This window comes from Kibdelosporangium banguiense (genome assembly GCF_017876405.1).
Taxonomy (GTDB): domain Bacteria; phylum Actinomycetota; class Actinomycetes; order Mycobacteriales; family Pseudonocardiaceae; genus Kibdelosporangium; species Kibdelosporangium banguiense.
In genome coordinates this window covers 287,833-311,531 of record NZ_JAGINW010000001.1, presented here as the reverse complement: position 1 = coordinate 311,531, position 23,699 = coordinate 287,833, and the positions used below count along the sequence as shown (strand labels likewise).

16 protein-coding genes are annotated in these 23,699 nt (G+C 66.6%); 13 read left to right on the top strand and 3 right to left on the bottom strand.

The annotated features are described in order from the left end of the window. Positions 1 to 102: 102 nt before the first annotated feature. A complete protein-coding gene (locus tag JOF56_RS01425) occupies positions 103 to 723 on the top strand; it encodes a hypothetical protein (RefSeq protein ID WP_209633605.1) in 621 nt (206 codons plus the stop codon). A gap of 7 nt (positions 724 to 730) precedes the next feature. Next, positions 731 to 1,108, top strand: a complete 378-nt coding sequence (locus JOF56_RS01420; protein WP_209633603.1) for a sunset domain-containing protein — start codon at positions 731 to 733, stop codon at positions 1,106 to 1,108. 128 nt (positions 1,109 to 1,236) lie between these two features. Here JOF56_RS01420 and JOF56_RS01415 read toward each other — a convergent pair whose 3' ends face one another. Together JOF56_RS01415 and JOF56_RS01410 are read right to left on the bottom strand one after the other, a co-directional pair. Next, complete coding sequence (locus JOF56_RS01415) at positions 1,237 to 2,373, bottom strand: mandelate racemase/muconate lactonizing enzyme family protein (protein ID WP_209633601.1); 1,137 nt, start codon at positions 2,371 to 2,373, stop codon at positions 1,237 to 1,239. Further along, positions 2,370 to 3,404: a LacI family DNA-binding transcriptional regulator gene (locus JOF56_RS01410; protein ID WP_209633599.1), complete on the bottom strand. Its 1,035-nt coding sequence runs from the start codon at positions 3,402 to 3,404 to the stop codon at positions 2,370 to 2,372. Before JOF56_RS01410 ends, JOF56_RS01415 begins: the two co-directional genes overlap by 4 nt. 154 nt (positions 3,405 to 3,558) lie before the next feature. Between JOF56_RS01410 and JOF56_RS01405 the strand changes: the two genes are divergently transcribed. From JOF56_RS01405 to JOF56_RS01365, 9 genes are all read left to right on the top strand, one after another. Next, positions 3,559 to 4,413 carry an ABC transporter permease gene (locus JOF56_RS01405; RefSeq protein ID WP_209633597.1) on the top strand — a complete coding sequence of 285 codons (855 nt, stop codon included), beginning with the start codon at positions 3,559 to 3,561 and terminating at the stop codon, positions 4,411 to 4,413. 13 nt (positions 4,414 to 4,426) lie between these two features. Continuing rightward, positions 4,427 to 5,446 carry an ABC transporter substrate-binding protein gene (locus JOF56_RS01400; RefSeq protein WP_209633596.1) on the top strand — a complete coding sequence of 340 codons (1,020 nt, stop codon included), beginning with the start codon at positions 4,427 to 4,429 and terminating at the stop codon, positions 5,444 to 5,446. Between the two features lie 2 nt (positions 5,447 to 5,448). After that, entirely contained in the window at positions 5,449 to 6,258 is an 810-nt protein-coding gene (locus JOF56_RS01395) for an ABC transporter ATP-binding protein (protein ID WP_245378112.1), read from the top strand. Between the two features lie 49 nt (positions 6,259 to 6,307). Further along, positions 6,308 to 7,261 carry a hypothetical protein gene (locus JOF56_RS01390; protein ID WP_209633593.1) on the top strand — a complete coding sequence of 318 codons (954 nt, stop codon included), beginning with the start codon at positions 6,308 to 6,310 and terminating at the stop codon, positions 7,259 to 7,261. An 8-nt stretch (positions 7,262 to 7,269) separates the two neighbouring features. Then, positions 7,270 to 10,716 carry a ThuA domain-containing protein gene (locus JOF56_RS01385; RefSeq protein WP_209633591.1) on the top strand — a complete coding sequence of 1,149 codons (3,447 nt, stop codon included), beginning with the start codon at positions 7,270 to 7,272 and terminating at the stop codon, positions 10,714 to 10,716. An 11-nt stretch (positions 10,717 to 10,727) separates the two neighbouring features. Beyond that, positions 10,728 to 11,579: a sugar phosphate isomerase/epimerase family protein gene (locus tag JOF56_RS01380; RefSeq protein ID WP_245378111.1), complete on the top strand. Its 852-nt coding sequence runs from the start codon at positions 10,728 to 10,730 to the stop codon at positions 11,577 to 11,579. Between the two features lie 32 nt (positions 11,580 to 11,611). Next, the gene (locus JOF56_RS01375) at positions 11,612 to 12,118 is read left to right on the top strand and encodes a glutathione peroxidase (RefSeq protein WP_245378906.1); all 507 of its coding nucleotides are present in this window, start codon (positions 11,612 to 11,614) and stop codon (positions 12,116 to 12,118) included. After that, on the top strand, positions 12,111 to 13,058 hold the full coding sequence (locus tag JOF56_RS01370; RefSeq protein WP_209633587.1) for an o-succinylbenzoate synthase: 948 nt from the start codon (positions 12,111 to 12,113) through the stop codon (positions 13,056 to 13,058). Before JOF56_RS01375 ends, JOF56_RS01370 begins: the two co-directional genes overlap by 8 nt. A 171-nt stretch (positions 13,059 to 13,229) precedes the next feature. Then, positions 13,230 to 13,661 carry a type II toxin-antitoxin system Rv0910 family toxin gene (locus JOF56_RS01365; protein WP_209633585.1) on the top strand — a complete coding sequence of 144 codons (432 nt, stop codon included), beginning with the start codon at positions 13,230 to 13,232 and terminating at the stop codon, positions 13,659 to 13,661. Here the strand turns inward: JOF56_RS01365 and JOF56_RS01360 are convergent. Then, positions 13,650 to 14,315: a TVP38/TMEM64 family protein gene (locus tag JOF56_RS01360; protein WP_209633583.1), complete on the bottom strand. Its 666-nt coding sequence runs from the start codon at positions 14,313 to 14,315 to the stop codon at positions 13,650 to 13,652. The two genes, JOF56_RS01365 and JOF56_RS01360, sit on opposite strands and share 12 nt — an antisense overlap. A 422-nt stretch (positions 14,316 to 14,737) precedes the next feature. On the opposite strand from JOF56_RS01360, the gene JOF56_RS01355 reads away from it, so the two are divergent. Together JOF56_RS01355 and JOF56_RS01350 are read left to right on the top strand one after the other, a co-directional pair. Continuing rightward, positions 14,738 to 15,997, top strand: a complete 1,260-nt coding sequence (locus tag JOF56_RS01355; protein ID WP_307854865.1) for a serine hydrolase domain-containing protein — start codon at positions 14,738 to 14,740, stop codon at positions 15,995 to 15,997. 81 nt (positions 15,998 to 16,078) lie between these two features. Continuing rightward, a complete protein-coding gene (locus JOF56_RS01350; RefSeq protein WP_209633581.1) occupies positions 16,079 to 23,686 on the top strand; it encodes a non-ribosomal peptide synthetase in 7,608 nt (2,535 codons plus the stop codon). Positions 23,687 to 23,699 lie beyond the last annotated feature (13 nt).

Below are 23,699 nucleotides of genomic sequence, written 5' to 3'. Positions count from 1 at the left end.
GCGCGCGGCAAACCCGTCAATGCCACTGGATCGGGTGAACTTGGCCGTGTTGGGCTGCGATGGGCTGGCTGTGGCGGTAGCCAGGCGGTAGGAAGTGCGGCCATGTCGAGGTTTCCCCGCTGGTGGTTCTGGGCCGCGGTGCTGGTGCCTGCGTTGATCACCGTGGTGGGGCTGACGCTGCAGGCCGGGAGCATCGAGCGGCAGGTGCAGGCCGAGGCACACAAGGTGCTGCCGGGCGCCGAGCTCGTGGTCAGCGGCCGGGACGTTGTGGTCAGCGGGATTCCGGTCGAGCAGATCACCGCGACCGAGAGCCGGCTGGAAGCCGCGACCGGTGTCCGCAGCGTGTCCGTTGTGGACCCTGAACTCACGTCGATGAGCATGGTGTTCCGCACCGGCGAAGTCGTTGTCACAGGGACGACAGAGCAGCAGTCCTGGCGCGAGCAGTTCATCCGGAAACTGACGCAGCACACCCATGGCCGCGCACTCGTCGACGAGACGAAAACCCAGCGCGGCACCGACTTCCCGATCAAGACCAAGGCCGCCGAGGCCCTGGTCGCGTTGATCACTCAACAGCCCGAGGACATGACCGTCACCATCGAGGCCCGCAAGGTCACGATCGCCGGTGTCGTGCCGGACGACAACCGGCGCAAAGCGATCGTGGCCCTGATGAAACGCCTCTTCGGTGACACAACCGTGGTCGATCAGACAAAAACCAAGGAGTGAACGCAACGTGGCGTGGCTAGCTGGTCAGATCTTCCTGCTGTGCCTGGTGTCCTTCCTCACCGGCGCCGCGATCACCACCCTCGCCCTCCGGCTCAAACCAACGGCCGGCGATGCCCCCAATGCCCCCAATGCCACATTGGGGGCATCCAACGTCCCCAATGTGGCATTGGGGACACAAGAACCACCGGTTGCCGAGCAAGAGATCGTTGAAGAACCCGAAGCAGGCGAGCCCCTGATCGTCAAGGCGTCCAAGAAGTCCATGCGCTACCACACCCCGGACTCGCCGTACTACAACCGCGTGAAGGGCGAGTTGACATTCCCCTCCATCGAGGAAGCCGAACTCGCCGGCTACACGGCTTGGAACAAGACCGTGGTGAAGAGCTGACCGCTCGGCGCAGGCGTGCTACCCCAACGTGAAGAGCTTCGACATCCCTGGCTACCTCGACCCGACCGTCACGATCGAACCTGTGCGTGCGGACCGACGGAGCCGACGTCGTCGCCGAGGCGCACATCTCATGTCGCCAGTGACCGCACGAGATCCTCGTCGACCTCGACGCCGAGTCCTGGCCCCGTGGGCACTGCGGCGGCGCCATTGGCCACCTTGACCGTGTTCCCAGTGGCGTAAACGGAGTCGATGAACTGACGCCCGTTGAGATCGACTGGCGTGGAAATGCCGAATGCGGAGAACAGGTGCAAGGAAGCGGCCAGGCCGAGATCGGAGTCGGTCAGGCCGGAGCCCATCAGGCGGACTCCGCTGTCCTCGGCGAGCTGGCACAAGCGGCGTGACAACGTGAGGCCGCCGCTGCGCTGGACCTTGGCGATCGCCACGTCGACGGCGCCCAACCGGACGAACGTCGCCATGTCGGTGGGGTGGCGCAGGCTTTCATCCAGGGCGACAGGCACCGCGGACAAGTCGCGCAACCGCTGCAACCCGGCGACATCGTTGGCGGGCAAAGGCTGTTCGAAGGCCGTGACGCCTAAACCGTCCAACGCCTTCGAGATGCGTACGGCCTCCGCGACCGAGTAGGCCTGGTTCGCGTCCACCCACAGCGGTGCATCCGGCGCGGCCTTACGCACGGCGGCCACGATGGCCAAGTCCTCGGCTTCGCTGTGCAACCCGATCTTGACCTTGAAAGCCTGATATCCCAACGACTGGCCCTCTGCGACCGCTGCGGCGACCTCGTCGGGGCCTTGGCCGGACACCACCCAGCCGAGCTGGATCTCCTCCAGCCGGCGCTGGCCCCACAACACGCCGAGCGACACGCCCAAAGCGCGTCCCAGCAGATCGTGCAACGCCATGTCGACTGCGCACTTGGCCAGGGGAGCGCCGATGCTGAAGCCGCGGTTGATGGCGCGGTCGAATACTGAGGTGACGCCGTCGAGATCCCAGGCGGGTCTGCCGATGATCGCGGGCGCCAGGTAGCCGTCGATTGTGCTGACGATCGACTCGCGGGTCTCGTAGGTCCACGCGGGGATCGGAGTCGCCTCGCCCCAGCCGAAGTGGTCCCCGGCTGTGACCTTCACCAGGATGCGGATGCTCGGTTTGCCCACGACGGCGATGCTTCCGCCGGCTACGCCGAACGCGCGCAGCGTCGGCAGCGGAACGGCGAATGTCTCGACCCTGTCGATGGTCAGGCCGGCCAACGTCACGACGGCACCCTTCCTGTGCTCTCGCGGATGACGACCTCACCGGCCATCCGCAGGATTCGGCTACGCCGCCCGGAGTTCTCCCGCAGTGCGAGTTCCATCGCCCGTTCGCCCAGTTGCTCCAACGGCAACGCCACCGTGGTGAGCGGTGGCGTCAGGTCGCGGACAATAGGTATGTCGTCGAACCCCGCCATGGATACGTCACCCGGCACCGACAAGCCTTTGTCCCGCAACGCCGTCAAGGCGCCGATCGCCATCACGTCGGTCACCGCGAACACGCAGGTCGCGCGCAGACCGCGGTCGATCAACCGGTTCATCGCGTCGTAGCCGCCGTCGCGGGTGAACCCGCCTTCGACGATGTCCTCTTCAGAAATGTGAACACCGGCGGCCGAAAGCGACTCGCGGAAGCCCGCGATCCGGTCGGACACAGTGGTCAGTCCGCGCGGCCCGGCCAGAACGGCGAATCGGCGATGGCCCATTTCCAGCAACGCGTTGGCCAAAGCGGCGGCACCGGCCCGGTTTTCCGGCAGCACACTGTCCACGCGCAGACTCCGGTGCCGTGACACAACCGCAACCCGGCCGCCGCCACGCAGATAAGGATCCAGTTCGGCGGCCAGGGAACGCTCCCAGGCCTTGTCCTCGAACCCTGATCCGATCAGGAGAATCGCCGGTGCACGCTGGGCGCGGAGCATGGATACGTAGGCGACTTCGCGGTCGGCGTCACGGAAAGTGCTGGCTAGCATGACAAGCAGGCCGTTGTCACCGGCCACACGCATGATTCCTCTTGCGATCACAGCGAAATACGGGTCGCTGACGTCGTGGCAGATCACGCCGACCGTCCGGCGGGACGCGCCCGCGAGCGCCTGTGCGTGCGCATTGGGTGCGTAGGCAAGCCTTCCGGCCGCGTCCTGCACGCGTTCGCGCAGGTCGTCGCGGACTTTGGCGCTTCCGTTGAGCACCCGGGACGCGGTCGCGGGTGACACACTGGCGGCCCGGGCGACGTCCTGCAACGTCACGTGCGTGCGTTCAGGCATCGGTTCTCCACTTCTTGACCGGCCGCGCCGGGCCTGTCTACTCTAGCGCAGAAAGCGCTTTCTGAAAGCGCTTTCTGCAGTACGTGACAAGCGGTACTAGCTGCGAGTAAGCGCTTTCACGTACGAGGATTCCCTGACGGGAAGGCGGAGGGGCATGGCGGTAGAGAGCGCGCAGGTGGCGCCGGCGGGGGTGGCCGAGCGCGACCGCCCCAGCACAGCTGAGCGGGCACTCAAGATCATCCATCAGGCCTGGCGGCCGGTCGCGCTGCTGGCGCTGTTGTTCGTGGCCTGGTGGGTGGTCACCGCGACCGAACTGGTCGAGCCCTATCTGGTCGCCTCGCCCGGCGACACCTTCGCCGTCATCGCCGAGAAGTCCGATTACTTCTGGGACAACACACTTGTCACCGCGTGGGAGACCATCGCGGGCTTCGTGATCTCGATCGTGATCGGTGTGCTGACCGCGGTGATCATGGTGTACTCGACGACCATCGAGCGCACGCTGTATCCGTTGCTGTTGTTCGCACAGGTGATTCCCAAGATCGCGATCGCGCCGCTGTTCGTGGTGTGGCTGGGCACCGACCTCGCGCCCAAGATCGTCGTCGCGGTGCTGATGGCGTTCTTCCCCATTGTGATCTCGATGGTGACCGGACTGAAGTCGGTCGACCCGGAGATGCTGCAGCTGTCGGCGACCATGGGGGCCGGTCCGGCCAAGACCTTCTACAAGATCCGGCTGCCGGCATCGCTGCCGCATCTGTTCTCCGGCTTGAAGATCGGTGCGACGCTCGCGGTCACCGGCGCGGTGGTCGGCGAGTTCGTCGGCGCCAACGAGGGCCTGGGTTACGTGATCCAACAGGCCAACGGCAACTTCGACACGCCGGTGCTGTTCGCCGGCCTGATCATCATGTCGCTGCTCGGCGTTGTGCTGTTCGCACTGGTCGAGCTGCTCGAGTACTTCGTCCTCCCGTGGCACGCCAGCCGCCGTATCGACGCCGCTACGACCAGCCTGTGAAGAGGGAGTTCCCATGAGGTTCCGTACGCTCCTCGCCGCCGCCTTAGTGCCGGTGCTGGCACTGGCCGGCTGCGGTGACGGCGGGGGCAGCACCACGACCAATCCCGAGGGCAAGCAGCTCGACAAGGCGACCCTCACGCTGAACTGGTACCCGTACGGGGAACACGCGCCGTTCTACTACGGCAAGGCGCAGAAGATCTTCGAGAAGCACGGCATCGACCTGACCATCCAGGCCGGACAGGGCTCGCAGAAGACCATCCAGGCCACGGCGGCCGGGCAGACCGACTTCGGCTGGGCGGACACGCCCGCCCTGCTGGCCGGTGTCGGGCAGGGCATGAAGGTCAAGAGCGTCGGTGTCTTCCTGCAGACCACGCCGTCGGCGGTGCAGTTCTTCTCGGAGAAGAACATCAAGACGCCGGCGGACCTCAAGGGCAAGACCATCGCGAGCACCGCCGGTGACGCGCTGAGCAAGACGTTCCCCGCCTTCCTCAAAGTCAACGGCCTCACGCCGGAGGACGTGAAGCTGCAGAACCTCGACGCGGCCGGAAAGATGTCCGCGGTGCTGTCCGGCCAGACCGACGCGCTGCTGGGCTTCGCCACCGACCAGGGCCCGACCATCCAGGAGAAGGGCCGCAAGCCGGTCTCCTACCTGAAGTTCGCCGACCACGGCCTGAGCTTCTTCTCCAACGGCCTGCTCACCTCGCAGAAGAACCTGGCCGAGAAGAAGGACCTTGTCACCCGGATGGTCGCCGCCACGAGCGAGGCATGGACTGCGGCACAAGGCAATGCGACCGCTGCGGTGCAGGCGATGAAGGGCGCGTCCGAGCAGCTTCCCTCTGAGGCTGTGCTGACCGAGCAGTTCAACGCGACGGTCAAGCTGCTGCACACCGACGCGACAACAGGCAAAGCACCCGGCGTCAACGACGAAGCCGACTGGAAGAAGACCATCCAGGTGTTCGCCGATGCCGGTGTGATCACCAACGCCCAGGAGCCTTCGGCATACTGGGACGTCAGTTTCGCGCCGAAGGGATAACAATGGCCGCGAGCAGCACTGCACTGGCGAAGACCGATATGGACACCACAGTAGAGATCGAAGACGTCGCGGTTCGCTTTCGTACCAAGAAGAAGGACGTCGCGGCGCTGCATGACGTCTCGCTGAGCGTCGCCTCGGGTGAGTTCGTCGCCATCGTCGGACCGTCGGGCTGTGGTAAGTCCACTTTGCTCAAGCTGGTGTCCGGGCTGCTGAAGCCGTCCTCCGGCCGGGTGCGGCTGCTCGGCGAGGACGTGCGTGGGCCACGGCGTGACATCGGATATGTGTTCCAACGGGCCGCATTGCTGGAATGGCGGTCGGCCCGCCGCAACATCCTGCTGCAGGCCGAGATGCGCAAGATGCCGGCCGCGCAGGCACGCGAACGTACGGACGAGCTGATCGCGATGACCGGTCTGACCGGCTTCGAGGACGCCTATCCGCACGAACTCTCCGGCGGTATGCAACAGCGTGTGGCGCTTTGCCGCGCGCTGCTGCACAAACCGCCGGTGCTGTTGATGGACGAGCCGTTCGGTGCGCTGGACGCGCTCACCCGTGAGCAGATGAACATCGAACTGCGCCGTATCTGGCGTGAGACGAGCACAACCGTGCTCCTTGTCACCCACTCGATCCCGGAGGCTGTCTATCTGGCCGATCGAGTGGTGGTCATGTCGCCTCGTCCGGGCACTGTGGACGAACTGATCGCGGTCGACCTCCCGGTGGACCGCGATTACGGCAAGACCATGGCCGCGCCTGAGTTCGCCCGGGCCACCGGCCGTATCCGGGATCTGCTGGGCGCCGCCACCAGTGCTGACTGAATTGCCGATAGAACCCGTCGACTGAGCACAAAGCATCTGGAGGAATTCCATGAAGGCTCGTTCCGTTCTGGCCGTCGCGGCCGTTGTGGCTTCGGCGTCCGTCGCCGTCGCGATGCCGGCGAGCGCAGGCTTGACGACCTACTGTGAGGGGGAAGCTGGGGCGGTGAACGTCCCGGGTGACTTAAGAGTCGCCGCGGCCAAGTCCTGTGTCCTGGACGGGACGACCGTGTCCGGAACCGTGACCGTCGAGGCGGGCGCGAACCTGGTGATCACGGGTGGCGCGTTCACCGGTGCGGTCACCGTGCTGGACGACGGTTTCTTCGACGCCAAGGGAACTCAGCTCAAGAGCACGCTGACCGCGACCGACGGTTACGGCTTCTTCCTGTCCGGCACCACTTCCGGTGCAATCCGGGTGACGTCCAGCCAGCACCCGGAGCGTGGGACGTACGCGTACCTCAGCGGCGCGACGGTCAACGGTGACCTGACTTCCGGTGTGGGCGAGGTCTTCGCGCAGGACTCCAAGCTCAACGGGAACGTCAGCGGCACCGGTGTGTCCTATGTGGACCTGGTGAACTCCGTTGTGGACAAGAACCTCTCGGTGTCCGGCGCCGCGCTCGGCTCGGTGTTCTGCGCCAGTGAGGTCTACGGCAACGCCACGTACACCGGCAACCAGGGCTCGCTGCAGCTTGGTGGCAACGGCCCGGTTGTGGGCTGTGACCAGGCCTCCTACTGGAACGGCAACCTGACTGTGTCGGGCAACCACGCCGACGTCCAGGTCAGCAACAACATCGTCCGTGGCAACCTCGGTGGTGTGGACAACGACCCGGCGCCGACCGGGACCAACAACCGCGTCCGGGGAACCACTTCCGGCCAGTTCGTCAACCTCGCGGCTCCTGCCGCCGCACGGTCGGCTGCCGGCGGTGCACACGACCGGGCCGACGTGGACTCGCGTCGCTCCGAGGCGAAGGCTGAGGCCAAGGCCGCAGGACCGGCAGCTCTCTAGGCCAGGTCATGTCAACCGCCGCGCGCCTGCGGGCACTGCTCGTCGCTGTCCTTCTTCTGGTCGGGGCCTTCGGGGTGCCGGCAGCCGCGGCGGCGCCGCGGTTCTCTGTCCTGGTGTTCTCCAAGACGACCAACTTCCGGCACGAGTCGATCGAGGCGGGCAACGCCGCGATCAAGAAGCTGGGCGAGCAGAACAACTTCGCGGTGGAGGCGACCGAGGACGCGGCCGCCTTCACCGACACCAACCTCGCCCGGTTCGCCGCGATCATCTTCAACAACACCAACTCCACGCCGCAGTCCGGCGATCTGCTCAACGCCGAGCAGCGTGCGGCGTTCCAGCGCTACATCCAGCGCGGCGGCGGGTGGACCGGCATCCACGCGGCCACCGCGAGCGAGCGGGACTGGAAGTGGTTCGAGGGCCTGGCGGGCGCGATCTTCGACTTCCACCCGGTGATCCAGCCGGGCCGGGTCAAGGTGCTCGACCACGCCCACCCCTCCACCCAGGCACTGCCGGACCTGTGGGAGCTGGAGGGCGAGGAGTGGTACAACTGGAAGATCAACCCGACCGGGAAGGTGCACACGCTCGCGCAGATCAAACTGCGTGACGGCATCGAAGGTCTCAACCAGGGCGTGGACCATCCGGTCACGTGGTGCCAGAACTACGACGGCGGCCGGTCCTGGTACACCACGATCGGGCACGGCATCCCGCGGTACTCCGACCCGGCGTACCTCAAGCACATCCTCGGTGGGATCGAGTGGTCCGCAGGCGCCAAGCAGGGCGATTGCTCGGCCACCAAGGACAATATGTTCCAGAAGGTCCCGCTGATCACCGAGGGCCTGGCCGACCCGTTCGAGCTCGCGGTCGCGCCGGACCGGCGGGTGTTCTACATCCAGCGCACCGGTGCGCTCAAGATCCTCGACCAGCGCACGCTCAAGATCTCCACCGCGCTGGACTTCGCCTACACCCCGCAGATGACCAGCCAGTCCGACGGCCTGCTGGGCCTGGCGCTGGACAACAACTTCGCCCAGAACAACTGGATCTACCTGCTGTACTCCGACAAGGTGGAGAAACGCCAGAACCTCTCGCGGTTCACCGTTGTCGGCGACAAGGTCGACATGGCCAGCGAGAAGCGGTTGCTGGAGGTTCCGACCTTCCGTGACGAGTTCCGCGCGAACTCGCACATGGGTGGCTCGATCCAGTTCGACAAGCACGGCAACCTCTACATCGCCACCGGTGACAACACCGACCCGTTCAACTCCGACGGCTATGCGCCGATCGACGAACGGCCGGGCCGTCGCGCGTTGGACGCCCAGGGAACCGCGGGCAACACCAACGACTTCCGCGGCAAGGTCCTGCGGATCACTCCGCAGCCCAACGGGACCTACACGATCCCGCCGGGCAACCTGTTCCCGCCCGGCACCGAGAAGACCAAGCCCGAGATCTACGTGATGGGTATGCGCAACCCGTTCCGGATCACCGTCGATCCGGCCACGGACGCGCTGATGGTCGCCGACTACGGCCCGGACGCCCGCTCGGCGAACCCGAACAGGGGGCCGGAAGGGACAGTCGAGTTCGCCCGGATCCCCAAGGCGAGCAACCAGGGCTGGCCGTACTGTATCGGCAACAACACGCCGTTCAACGACTACGACTTCGCGACCGGCACCTCCGGGCCGAAGTTCGACTGCGCCAACCTGGTCAACGACTCGCCGAACAACACGGGTCTGCGCAACCTGCCGAAGGCCGACCCGCCGACGATCTGGTACGCGTACTCCGCGTCGGCCGAGTTCCCTGAGCTCGGAACCGGTGGTGGCGGTCCGATGTCCGGCCCGGTCTACTCCTACGACCCGGCCAACCCGCTGGTGACGAAGTTCCCGGAGTACTACGACGGCAAGTGGTTCGGTTTCGAGCTGACCCGTGGGTACTTCAAGGCCTTCTCGCTGCAACGGCAGGACCAGGCCTTCAACAACCCGAGGTTCCCCGCGGTCAGGCAGGGCGACCTGCAGTCGATCAACAAGGTGTTCACCAACACCAGCTGGACCCAGGCGTTCTCGGCGCACATGGGGCCGGACGGCTCGATGTACGTGATCGACTTCGGTTCCGGCAGCGGGACCGGCCGGGGTGGCACCAACGACGGCTCCGGCATCTACCGGATCGACTACGTCGCCAACGGCCGCAGGCCGATCGCCAAGCTGCGGACCGATGTGGACTCCGGGCGTTATCCGCTGACGGTCAAGTTCTCCAGCGCGGGTTCGGCGGGTGGCGACGGCGAACCGATCGACTACTCCTGGGACTTCGACGGCAACGGGACCATCGACTCGACCGAGGCGAACCCGACGCACACTTACGAGACCCCAGGGCAGTTCGACGCCAGGCTGTCGGTCAAGAGCCGCAAGAACAACCTGGACGGCATCGCGGCCACCGTGATCACCGCGGGCAACACCAGGCCCGAGGTGAAGATCGTGACGCCGCAGAACGGCGGGTTCTTCGAGTGGGGTGACACCATCCCGTTCGAGATCCGGGTGACCGACCGCGAGGACGGCCGGATCGACTGCACGAAGGTCGTTGTGCAGTCCCAGTTGGGACACGACGCGCACCTGCACCCGATGGACAACGTGACGGGCTGCCGGGGTGAGTTCAAGACCGACCAGGGCGCGAGCCACGGTCCGGGGCAGAACCTTTACGTCGGAATGGCCGTGCAGTACGCCGACGGTGGTGGCGCGCGCAGTGTGCCGTCGTTGACCGGTTCCGCACGGCTTGTCCTTGAGCCCAAGCGCAAGGAAGCCGAGCACTACGAGGAGATCGGCGGTGCGCAGGGCGGTCCGGTCGTGATCAGCAACACCGGTGCGTCGGCGGGCAAGCGGCTCGGCGAGATCGAACACGGCGACTGGGTGGCGTACGACCCGGTGAACCTGACGAAGATCAACTCGGTCACGGTCGGGGCCGCGTCCGGCGGGCTCGGCGGCAAGATCGAGTTCCGCGCCGACTCACCGACCGGCCAGTTGCTCGGGTCGGTCACGATCCCGGACACAGGTGGCTTCGGCAACGTCATCTCGCCGACCGTGCCGCTGGCAAACCCTGGGCGGACCGTGAAGCTGTACGCCGTGTTCACGAATCCCGCCTGGTCGCCGGACAAGGCCGACCTGTTGTCGCTGGACTGGTTGCAGTTCAACGGCGAGGGGATGACCAAACCCGGAACCTCTGCCGGGATCGTGATCACAGCGACACCGGCCACCGGTACGGCTCCGCTCAACGTGTCGCTCAGCTCGGCGGTGACGCCACCGCCAGGCCGCACGATCACTGGATATTCATGGGATTTCGGTGACAACACGGCTGCGGGAACGGGTGCGTCGGTCACGCATCAGTACGCCAGGAAGGGCGTTTACACCGCCCGGCTGACCACAACGGACAGTGCAGGCGTGCACAGCACGAACACGGTGTCCATCACTGCTGACTAGGGGTATCGACGATGACTACCTCTCGACGCGGATTCCTCAGGTTCGCCATGGGATCCACGGTTGTGGCGGGTGGTCTGCAGGTCGCGGGTGCGGCGGCTCATGCCGAGCCGCTGCACTCCGTCCCGCCGGACCACATCGGGATCCAGCTGTACACGGTCCGCAACATCATGGCGACCGATCCACAAGGGACACTCGGTGCACTCGGTGACATCGGGTACGCGACTGTCGGGGTGAGCGGTCTTTACGGCCACACGCCGGAGAAGTTCCGGGAAATGATGGACATCGGCGGTGTGCGGGCGGTGCTGACGCACACGAGCTGGGACGCGATGAACGCCAACGTCCAGCGGGAGCTGGAGATCGCCCGAATCCTGGGCGTTCGCTATGTCGTGGTGCCCTCGTTGCCCGGTTCACTGAGGACTGTCGCCGGCTACACGCACGCGGCGGCGAAGTTCCAGGAGTGGGGCATCAAGTGCCGCAGTGCCGGCATGAAGTTCTTGTTCCACAACCATGACGTCGACTTCGTGAAGGCCGACGGCAAGGTGCTGTACGACATCCTTCTCGAGCAGACCGATGCCAGGTTCGTGAACTTCGAGCTGGACCTGTACTGGATCACCAAGCCCGGGTACGACCCGGTGGCGTACTTCGAGCGTCATCCGGGCCGGTTCCCGGTGTTCCACGTCAAGGACATGGCCGCCAACGGGTCCTTTGAGGATCTGGGTTACGGCACGATCGACTTCCCGCGGATCTTCGCCCGGTATGCCCAATCCGGCATCCGGGAGTACGTGGTGGAGCATGATACGCCGAAAGTCGCGTTGGTGACGGCCGCCCGCGGCCACGACTACCTGATGAAGGTCAGGTTCTGATCTCGTCCGCTTGTGGGTGCTCTAGTGTCGTGCTGGGCACCCACAAGGGACGGAGACGGTACGTGAAGATCAACACCTTGGACGGCACGGCCACCACGCTCGAAGAGCTGACCGGTGGAAAGGTCGCGCTGGTTGTCAATGTCGCCTCGAAGTGCGGGCTGACGCCGCAGTACACCGCCCTGGAGCAGCTCCAGCAGCAGTACGGATCGCGTGGGTTCACCGTGATCGGCGTGCCGTGCAACCAGTTCGCCGGCCAGGAGCCCGGGACTGCCGATGACATCCAGACCTTCTGCTCCACCACGTACGGCGTGACCTTTCCGATGACCGAGAAGCTGGAGGTCAACGGTCCGGGCAAGCACCCGCTTTACGCGGAGCTGACAGAGTTCGCCGACGCCGAGGGCAACGCCGGTGACGTGCAGTGGAACTTCGAGAAGTTCCTGCTGTCGGCCAAGGGCGAGGTCGTGGCCCGGTTCCGGCCGACCGTCGAGCCGGCCGACGAGAAGATCACCTCGGCCATCGAGTCGCAGCTGAATGCCTGATCCGGCCGCCACCCGGGTCTACTCGATCCCGATGCGCACCAGGTTTCGCGGGATCACGGTGCGCGAGGGCATGCTGATCGAGGGCCCGGCCGGGTGGGGCGAATTCTGCCCGTTCACCGAATACTCCGACGCGGAGTCGGCAGCCTGGCTGGCCACCGCGATCGAGCAGGCCACCACAGGCTGGCCGGCGCCGGTCCGCACCCGCATCCCGGTCAACTGCACGATTGCGGCCATCGGGCCGGAACGTGCCCACGACATCGCGGTGCGGTCCGGCTGCCAGACCGCGAAGGTCAAGGTCGCCGATCACCCCACCTCCCTGTCCGATGACCTCGACCGGGTGGAGGCGGTCCGGCATGCGCTGGGTCCCAACGGAAAGATCCGGGTCGACGCGAACGCCGCGTGGGACGTGGACACCGCGGTGACCAACATCAGGGCGTTGGCGCAGGCAGCGGGCGGTTTGGAGTACGTCGAACAGCCGTGCCGCACGATCGAGGAACTCGCGCAGGTCCGCCGCCGGGTCGACGTGCCGATCGCGGCCGACGAATCGATCCGCCGCGCCGAGGATCCGCTGAAGGTCGCGGTCGCCGAAGCGGCCGATATCGCCGTCATCAAATGCACTCCGCTCGGCGGTGTGCGGCGTGCACTGCAGGTGGCCGAGGCCTGTGGACTGCCGTGTGTGGTCTCGTCCGCGCTGGAAACAAGCATTGGCTTGGCCGCTCAGGTCGCGCTGGCCGCGGCCCTGCCCGAGCTCGACTTCGCCTGTGGCCTGGGCACATTGACGCTGCTGGCGGGCGATGTGGTCGCCGAGCCGCTGCTCCCGGTCGACGGCTACCTGACTGTGCGCGAGCCAGGGCCGCCCATAGAGGGCTTCGAGGCGTCAGAGGAGCGCTCAGAGTGGTGGCACGACCGCCTCGCCCGGGTAACCCGCCTGCTGAAGTGACTGTTGTGCCCCCAATGTGGCATTGGTGGCATGGGATGTCCCCAATGTGGCATTGGGGGCACACCCGCCACCCGGTGTGAGGCGGGTGTTAACCCGGAGAGGGTTGCGCTGTTCGTGGCAGGCGCAGTCGGCCGATCGGCGGTACCGTCCTTGCGACCGTAAGGAGGAGCCGTGGCCAAGGTGAGTGTTTCCACCTCTATGCCCGTCAACCCGGCCAAAGCCTGGGCGACCGCGTCGGACCTGACCAGGTTCGGTGAGTGGCTCGCGCTGCACGAGGGCTGGCGTTCAGATGTGCCCAGCGAGATCAGGCCGGGCACAGTGCTGACATCAGTCGTGTCGGTCAAAGGCCTGCGCAACCGGATTACCTGGTCGGTCACCTCCTACGACCCGCCGAACGGGATCACGTTGTCCGGCGAGGGCAAGGCAGGTGTGAAGGCCATGCTGGAGTTGAAGTTGCGGCCGGAGGGTGAGGGTGCGACCGGTGAGCTGGACGTGGAGTTCACCGGCCCGGGCATGTTCGGGCCGATCTCCGCGGCGGTCGGCCGGACCCTGCAGGGCGACCTGAGACGCTCGTTGGACAAACTGGTCGAACTAATCGACTGAGATGTCCCGCTGAGCGGTGACAGCGGCCGGCTTGGGCCGGCGGATCACGATCAGCAGCCCGGCCGCGCCGATCACCGCGCACACCGCGGAGATGATCAGGCCGGTCGGGTTGCTGAATCCGGTGAGGGTGTCGCCGATGAGCACGGCGGCGGTCGTGCCCGGAACACTGCCCACCACGGTGCCGAGCAGGAACGGCCACAGCCGCACGGATGAGACCCCGCAGCAGTAGTTCATGGGCGTGAACGGGATCAGCGGGATCATCCGCAGAGACGCGACCGAAAGCCAGCCACCGTCTGCGAGCCGTTCGTCAACGGTCTTTACTGCCGCCTTGTCCAAGTGACGAGCCATCAGCCCGCGACCGACCCACCGTGCGAGCGCGAACCCGAGCACAGCGCTCAACGCCGTCGCGCTCATCGCCACGAGCACACCGACCACCGGGCCGAGCAGAAGTCCTGACGCCAGCGAGAAGACAGTGCGCGGCACGGGCGCGATCGTCGCGACGACATACATCACGAACATCAATAGCGGCGCCGCGGCACCAGCGCTGAGCGCCCACGTCCGCACGTCGCTCGGGCCTGGGATCGGCAGCACGAACGCGGCGGCAACCAACACCGCGAGCAGGCCGAGCGCCAGCGCGGTACGAACTCGCGGCATGCCGCCAGGGTATCCCACCGCCGTTCGGGCGACTGTCGCACTCTGCCGGGTATAGCCGGAACTTATCGGTAACAATTCCTAGATCAGTGCGATGGGGTGACCGAAAGTGTCGATCAGCCGCCCTATGCCCGGGGTTCGCACCTTTCAAACGCGGCCAGACGAGCCATGTTGGATGTTCCTACCACTGCGTACCGCAGCCGGACGTACAGCCTTTTGATGTAATTCACTACTTTCGAAAACAACGAGACCACTGATGGCGGTATGGCGGCGATTGTTTCCACGGGCAAAGTGATAAGCGCGTTGGGAGTCGTGAGCAGGCCGGCCGGGGTGGAATCCGGCGGGCGGGGAACTGTTCGACGGAGTGGACGAAAGGTAAATTCGGGGTGTTATCGGCATCGGGGGATAGCGGGGGTTTAATCGGAGTGGCCGGCGGAATCGCAGAAGCCGAACTCTCCGATCTTCTGGTGGCGCTTGCGCACGCCCATCACGTGCCCGGCGCGCAGTTTGCTCTGTGTCACGACGGCCAGCGGGTCGCCGTGGCGACTGGTGAGGCGGAGTACGGCACTGGCAGGCCGGTCACCGCGGACCTGGCCTTCCCGATCGGGTCCATTACCAAGGCATTCACCGCCACGCTGGCGATGATCCTGGTGGCGGACGGCGATCTGGAGCTGGACGTGCCGATCGGCGAGCTCGTGCCCGAGGTGCGCGGCGGACCGGCCGCGGTGATCACCTTGCGGCAGTTGCTCAGCCACACCGGCGGCCTCGACTCCGGGTCGGCCGGCGCCGGCTCGGTGCGCAAGCTGATCACGCAGGCCCGGCTGATCCTGCCGCCTGGGCAGGCCTTCTCCTATTCGAACACCGGGTACGTGCTGGCCGGACGGCTGATCGAGACCGTCACCGGGATGTCGTGGTGGCAGGCGATCGAATCGATCCTGTTGCGCCCGCTGGGAATCCCGCCCGCGTTCGTGAGCTCGCCGGAGCCTGCCGAGCGGGTGGTCGCGGCCGGTCACTCGGTGAACGCCGACGGCCGCACCAGGCCGGTCGTGCAGGACATCACCCTCGCCGAAGCGTTTGCGGGAGCGCTCGCGGTCAGCGCCACCGACCTCGTCACGTTCGGGTTGATGCACGTGAACGGCTCGCCGGTGCTGCCGGCCGAGTACGTCCGCGAGATGCGCGAGCAGGTCGTCGACGTGTTCGGGCTGGCCGACGGCTGGGGCCTCGGCCTCGCCCGCTACGACGGCTGGGCCGGGCACGACGGCACCGGTGACGGAACCTGGTGCCACCTGCGGTTCGATCCCGGATCGGGCACAGTGGCGGCGCTGACGAGCAACGGCAGCACGGGCGCCGGCCTGTGGAACGACCTGGTCCACGAGCTGGGCCGCCGGGGTTTGCCCATCCCGAGCGGTGCACTCATGGACGTCCCCGAGCAAACCGAGCCGTATCCCCCCGGCTGTGTCGGTCGTTACCTTAGTGGTGACACCGAGTACTCGATCGACGCACGGCTGCGGCTGTCGATCGACGGTGAACCGGTGGCGACGATCGCTTTTCACGAGGGTTTGACATTCTCGCTCCGGGATACCCGGACCGGGCAAACCCTGTATGCCGGCCGATGTCTTGCCTCCCCGGAAACGGGAGCCATCGACCGGATTCAGATCAACGGCAGGCTGGCCCGCCGCACCTGATCTGAACAGCACTCGCACACCGTTTTCGTTGCCCGATTTTCGGCGTGCGGTGAAACACGCGCATGAAAGGTGCCCCTGATCATGCTGATCGACACTGCTTTTTTTGGCGTGGGCGAAAACGTCCCGGTGCCGCTGCGGACTTTTCCGCGGATATTCGAGCACCAGGCCGCGCTCACGCCCGTGTTACCGGCGATCCGGCACGACGACTCCACTGTGAGATTCGCGGAGCTCGACGCGCGGGCCAACCGGCTCGCCCATCTGCTCATCGCCCGTGGCGCTGGCCCGGAGCGCATCGTCGCACTGAAACTGCCGCGTTCGGCCGACATCGTCGTCGCCCAGCTGGCCGTGTTGAAGGCCGGTGCCGCGTTCCTGCCGGTCGACCCGGACTACCCGGCCGACCGGATCGCCATGATGCTGGACGACGCCAAGCCAGTGCTCACCATCACGCAGAAGGTGATGCACGACCCGGCCGTCGCCGCCTTGCTGAACACCATGCCGACCACGCCACCCGAGGTCGAGCTGCGGCTCGACCATCCGGCGTACGTGATCTACACGTCGGGCTCGACAGGCACGCCCAAGGGAGTTGTCGTCACCCATCGAGGGCTGGCCAGCTTCTCTGCCGCTGAGATCGACCGCTTCCAGGTCGAGCCCGGTGACCGGGTCCTGCAGTTCTCGTCACCCAGCTTCGACGCGTCCGTACTCGAGCTGTGCATGTCGCTTCCGGCTGGAGCGTCGCTGGTGGTCCCGCCACCCGGTCCCCTGCTGGGGGAGCAGCTTGCCTCGGTGCTCGGCAGCCAGCGGGTGACGCACGCGCTGATCCCGCCGGTCGCGCTGGCGACCGTGCCTCCCGCGCAGGCCAGGGCCCTGCCGGACTTCAAATGCCTGATCGTCGGCGGTGACGCCTGTGACGCCGAGATGGTCAGGCACTGGGCACCGGGCCGGCGGATGATCAACGCCTACGGCCCGACCGAGTGCACGGTCGTGTCCACGTGGAGTGAACCGCTTGTGCCCGGCCCCAAGCCGCCGCCCATCGGCCGGCCGATCTGGAACATGACCACACACGTGCTGGACTCGTCGATGCGTCCGGTCGCCGCCGGTGTCGCCGGGGAGCTGTACGTATCCGGGATCGGGCTGGCCAGGGGTTATCTCGACCGGCCCGGGCTGACCGCGTCCAGGTTCGTGGCGAACCCGTCCGTGCCGGGCGAGCGGATGTACCGGACCGGAGACGTGGTCCGCTGGAACGCTCGCGGTGAGATCGAGTTCGTCGGCCGGGCGGACCACCAGGTCAAGATCCGCGGGTTCCGGATCGAGCCCGGCGAGATCGAAGCCGCACTGCGCACGCACCCGGAGGTCGACGGGGCCGTCGTGGTCGCCCGCGAGGACCAGGGACTCAAGCGGCTGGTGGCGTACGTGACCTCCGCAGGCGAGCCGAAGCTGCGCGAATGGGTCGCGGCGGTGCTGCCCGAACACATGGTGCCGTCGGCTTTCGTTGTGCTCCGGGAATTCCCGTTGAGCCCCAACGGAAAGCTCGACAGGTCCGCGCTGCCCGCGCCGGTTGTGGCCGGGCCGTCGCATGTCGAGCCGCGGACTCCGGTGGAACGCACGGTGGCCGGGATCTGGGCGGACGTCCTGGGTGTCGATTCGGTGGGTGCCGAGGACGATTTCGGTTCGCTGGGCGGAGACTCGATTCTCAGCAGCCGCGTGCTTTCGCGGATCCGCACCGAACTCGGCGTCGAGCTGCCCGCCCGCGCGGTGTTCGACGCACGGACCGTGGCTGAGCTTGCCCGTCTGGTGCCTGACGCCGAGTCCGCGAAGGCGGTCGAACGCGTTCAGCGAGGAATCGGCTATCCGCTTTCCCCTGCGCAGCAACGTCTCTGGGTGCAGGACGAACTGATCGGCGCCGCCAACAACACCGCCGTCGGCCTCCGGCTGTCCGGACGGCTCGACGTGGACGCGCTGCGATCCGCAGCGGACCAGTTGGCGGCACGCCACGAAGCCCTGCGAACCACCTTCGACATCGCCGGCGATCAACCAGTGCAGATCGTGGCCGGGCAGGGCGAGATTCCGATCCGTCTGGCCGACGACGAAGCCTCCATTGAGGACGAACTGACGCGACCGTTCGACCTGCGACGAGGACCGCTGTCCAAGATCGTCCTCGTACGGCTCGCGCTGGAGGACCACGTACTGGTGCTCTGCCAGCACCACATCGTCACGGACGGCTGGTCGGTACGTGTGCTGCTGGACGAGCTGTGGACCTTGTACTCAGGTGGGCCAGAACTGCCTGAGCTTCCCGTGCAGTACGTGGATTTCGCGGCATGGCAACGTGATCGTGACATCAGCGCACAGCTGGACTACTGGCGGGAGAAGCTGGCCGGTCTGCATCCGCTGCGGCTGCCCACGGATCATCCCCGCTCGGCTCGCCCCGGGACATCGGGCGCCGTGTACCGCAACATGCTGGACGCCGATCTGGTGCAGCGGCTGACGCAGCTGGGGCAGGCGCATGGCGGGACGCTGTTCACCACACTCACGGCCGCCGTCAACGTCCTGCTGTCGAGCTGGACCGGGCAACGCGATGTCGCGCTCGGCAGCGTCAGCTCAGGCCGGACACGGGCGGAGCTGGACGGCGTGGCCGGGTTCTTCGTCAACACCCTGGCCCTGAGGTCCGATGTGGACCCTGGGCTCGGGTTCTCCGACTTCCTGTCCGATGTCCGCGAGACCGTGCTCGGGGCGTTCGCCAATCAGGAGGTTCCGTTCGACCAGCTGGACACCGAGCGGCTGCCGGCCATGGTGGTGCTGCACCACGAGATGGTGCCGGCGCGGGAGGTAGCGGGGCTGAGCATTCGCGAGTACGACCTGCCCCGGCCGTTCGCGCGGTTCGATCTGGTGATCGAGTTCTGGCCGCGCGACGGCGGGCTCATGCTGACCGTCGAGTACGACGCCGACCTGTTCGAACTCGGCACAATCGAATGGCTTTCCCATGCGCTGCACGAACTCCTGACCGCTGTCGTGTGCGACCCGGACCGGCTGATCGCCGAGCTGGGCCCGTGCCCGGCACCCCAGGCCGAAGTGGCACCGCATGCCCACATCCGGCGATCCAGCAGCTACCTCGCGGCGCGCACGCCCACCGAGGCCACCCTGGCCGAGATCTTCGCCGACGTCCTCGGCCTGCCGAAAGTCGGGGTCCGGGACAACTTCTTCGAGCTGGGCGGCGACTCCATCCTCGCCATCCGGGTGGTGACCCGGGCCAAGCAGGACGGCATGTCGTTCACTGCCAAGGACATCTTCGACCGCCAGACGATCGCGTCACTGGCCCCGGTCGTGACCGAGATCCAGACCACCTCCGTGGCCGGACAGGGACCGGTGACCGGGGTGGCACCGCTGACCCCGATCCAGCGCTGGTTCTTCGACAACCACCCCGAGCGGCCCGAGGACTTCACCCAGTCGCTGATCGTGGAACTGGTCGACGACTACGACAGCGCGGCGCTCGAACAGGCCGCGGCTGCGGTGATCGAGCACCACGACGCGCTGCGGATGCGGTTCGAGGTGGCCGACGGGGAGTGGCGTCAGCGCAATGCCGGGACCGAGGAGCGGATCCTGGTCGGCCGCGGGATCGACCTGGCCGAAGGCCCGCTGGTGAAAGCCGTGCTGGTCGACCGGACGACAGTGCTGATCGCGATCCACCACCTCGTGGTCGACGGCGTGTCCTGGCGGATCCTGCTCGAGGACCTGAACACCGCCTACCAGCAGGCCGTCCGCGGCGAGCCGATCGACCTCGGCCCCCGGACCACGTCGTTCCTGGACTGGTCGCACCTGCTCGACGGCCAGGACTTCCGGCAGGACCTCTCCCACTGGAACAGCCTGCCGGGCACCGGGAACGTCCCGGTGGACGGCACGGGACCGAACACCGTGGCCACCACCCGGTCGGTCACCACGAAGCTCACCGAGGCCGAGACCGACACCCTGCTGCGGGAACTGCCCAAGCTGTACCGCACACACGCCAACGACGTGCTGCTCAGCGCGCTCGGCCGCGTGCTGTCCCGGTGGACCGGCCGGGACGAGGTGCTCATCGACCTGGAAGGCCACGGCCGCGAGGAGTTCGGCGGCGCCGACCTGTCCCGGACGGTCGGCTGGTTCACCACGATGTTCCCGGTCGCGCTTCAGGTGCCGGACCGGAGCTGGGGCGACACGCTCAAATCAGTCAAGGAGCAGATGCGGGCCGTGCCGCACAAGGGGTTGTCGTACGGCGTGCTCGGCGACCGGGTCAGCCGGATCCACCCGGAGGTCAGCTTCAACTACCTCGGCAGGCTGGACTGGCCCGGCGGCGGGCTGTACCGCGGAGTCGGCGGCCTGGACCTGGCCGCCAGCCCCACGCACCGCCGGTTCCACATGATCGACCTGGTCGGCAAGGTGGAGCACGGCTGCCTCGAACTCACCTGGTACTACTCGTCGAACGTGCACCGCACGGCGACGATCAGGACGCTGGCCGACGAGCTGGCCCTGGCGCTGCGGCAGATCATCCGCCGGCCCGGCGCGGGCGGTCGGACTCCGTCGGACTTCCCGCTCGCCCGGCTCACCCAGGACCAGATCGACCGTCTCGGCCGCCGGGTCGAGGACGCCTATCCGCTGACGCCGATGCAGGCGGGCATGGTCTTCCACGACCTGTCCGAACCGGACGAGGGCACCTACTTCCAGCAGACCACGTTCGTGCTCGGCGGTGTGTCCGACCCGATGCGGCTGGCCAGAGCGTGGCAGCACGTGGTCGCCCAGACTCCGGTGCTACGCAGCCGCGTGCTGTGGCAGGGAGTCGAGGAGCCGCTGCAAGTCGTTCACGACCGCGTGGTCCTGCCGGTCCACATACTCGACTGGAGCCAGCACTCCACGGTCCGGCGCGACCACGCACTGCGGGCCCTGCTCGCCCGGGACCGGGCTCAGGGGATCGACCTCGGGGCCCCGCCACTGATGCGCGTGACGCTCGCCAGACTGCCGGGCGACGACGTCCGGGTGCTGTGGACGTTCCACCACGTCCTGCTGGACGGTTGGAGCATCTTCCAGGTCCTCAACGACGTGTTCGCCCGGTACGCGGGTAAGGAGATCCCGGACCGCCCGCCGTTCCGGCACTACGTCGAATGGCTGCAGTCGCGTGAGGACACCGCGGCCGAGGAGTACTGGCGTCGCGAACTCGCCGGCTTCACCACACCCACTTCTCTGCCGTACGACCGGGTTTCCGCACGATCGCCCCGCTCGGCGGCGCAGGTTCCATTCGAGTTCGACGAGGACGCGACTGCTCGGCTCTACGAGTTCGCCAAGCACCACAGGCTCACCCTTAACACAGTGATCCAGGGCGTGTGGGCCGTGATGCTGTCGCGTTACAGCGGACAGCGTGATGTCTGTTTCGGTGCAACGGTTTCCGGACGTCCCGTCGACCTGCCGGACGGGATCACCGGCATCATGATCAACACGCTGCCGGTCCGGTCGGAGGTGGACTCGGCCGCGGGCGTGGCCGACTGGCTGCAGGCGCTGCAGGTCGCGCAGACCGTGTCCCGGCAGTTCGAGCACGTGCCTCTGGCCAAGCTGCAGGCGTTCAGCGGAGTGCCAGGTGGGACAGGCCTGTTCGACAGCATCGTGGTGTTCGAGAACTACCCCGTCGAATCGTTGTACGGGCTGCGGATCACCGACCTGACGGCGATCGAGGCCACCAACTACTCGCTGAGCGCGACTGTCTACCCGGGGCCGCGGTTGAAGATCGTGCTCGGCTACGAGCCGGACCGCTTCGACGAGAGCACGATCCAGCGGATGGCCGGGTATCTGAAACTGCTCCTCGACCAGCTTGTCGAAGACCCGAACCGGCTGGTCGGAGGCTTGTCGACGCTGACCGCCGCTGAACACGACCAGTTGCTCGCCTGGAACGAAACAGCAATCGCGATTCCCGAGACCACGCTGCCGGACATGTTCGAGGCGCAGGTCAAGCGAACTCCGGACGCCGTGGCAGTGCACAGCGCGGATGGAAACCTCAGCTACAGCGAGCTGAACGCGCGGGCGAACCGGCTTGCGCGAAGGCTGATCGCCCAAGGTGTTGGTCCTGAAAGGACAGTCGCACTGTCGCTGCCGCGGTCGTCTGACATCGTCATCGCGGCGCTGGCAGTGCTCAAGGCTGGCGGTGGGTACGTGCCGGTCGACCCCGCGTACCCACCCGACCGTCAAGCCCTGATGCTGGACGACGTCCAGCCGGTCTGCGTACTCACCGAGTCCTCTATAGACGATCAACTGTCGGCTGCCGATCAGCCGCCGTCGCACGACGTGACCGATGACGAGCGGATCGAGCCGCTGAGGCCCGGACACCTGGCGTACGTGATCTACACGTCGGGGTCGACAGGGCGGCCCAAGGGCGTCGGCGTCACGCATCGCGGGCTGGCCAGTTTCTCGGCCGCTGAGATCGATCGGTTCGGGGTCCAGTCCAGTGACCGGGTGCTGCAGTACTCCTCGCCCAGTTTCGACGCGTCGGTTCTGGAGCTGTGTATGTCCCTGCCGGCCGGTGCCTCGTTGGTGGTTCCGCCGCCAGGCCCCTTGCTGGGTGAGCAACTCGCGTCGGTACTCGGCGAATGGCGGGTGACCCATGCGCTGATCCCGCCGGTCGCGCTGGCGACGGTGCCCGACGCGTCGGTCAGTTCTTTGCCGGATTTCAAGTGCTTGATCGTGGGCGGGGATGCGTGTGATGCGGAGCTGGTCAGGCGTTGGGCGCCGGGCAGGCGGATGATCAACGCTTATGGCCCGACCGAGTCCACAGTCGTGTCGACGTGGAGTGAGCCACTCGTTCCTGGTTCGCAGCCGCCGCCGATCGGCCGGCCGATCTGGAACACCACAGCGCACGTTCTGGATTCGTCGCTCCAGCTGGTGCCGATCGGTACTGCCGGCGAGCTCTACGTTTCCGGGATCGGCCTGGCTCGTGGTTACCTCAACCAGCCTGGGCTGACCGCCTCGCGGTTCGTGGCGAACCCGTTCAAGCCGGGCGAGCGGATGTATCGGACCGGGGACGTGGTCCGCTGGACCCCAACCGGTGACCTGGAGTTCGTCGGCCGCGCGGACCAGCAGGTCAAGATCCGCGGATTCCGGGTCGAGCTCGGTGAGATCGAAGCCTTGCTCGCCGACCATCCCGGCGTCGGCCAGCTCGTAGTCGTCGCCCGTGAGGACGAGCCTGGTCACAAACGTCTGGTCGCGTACATCGTGCCTGCCGACTGCGATCAGGTGCCGGAGGCACCGGAACTCCGCCGCTTCGCCGCGCAGGCGCTGCCCGACTACATGGTGCCGTCAGCCTTCCTGATACTGGACTCCTTTCCGTTGAGTGCCAACGGAAAGCTGGATCGTGCCGCGCTGCCCGATCCGGGCGTGGCGCCGCCGAAGCAGTATGTGGCACCTCGGACGGACACCGAGAAAGTCCTCGCCGAGATCTGGGCCGAGGCGCTCGACCAGGACCGTGTGGGTGCGCAGGACAACTTCTTCGATCTCGGTGGCGACTCACTGCGCAGCCTGCTCATCACCTCTCGAGCAAAGGCGGCGTTCGATGTCGCTCTCACGCCACGAGACGTGCTGACCACTATCACCGTCGCCGCGTTGGCGGAGTTGGTGGAGGAGAAGGTCCTGCTTGAACTCGAACGAGTTGCCGTCGGTGACGGCAACATTGATCAACTCTGAGGGAGGGACCGAC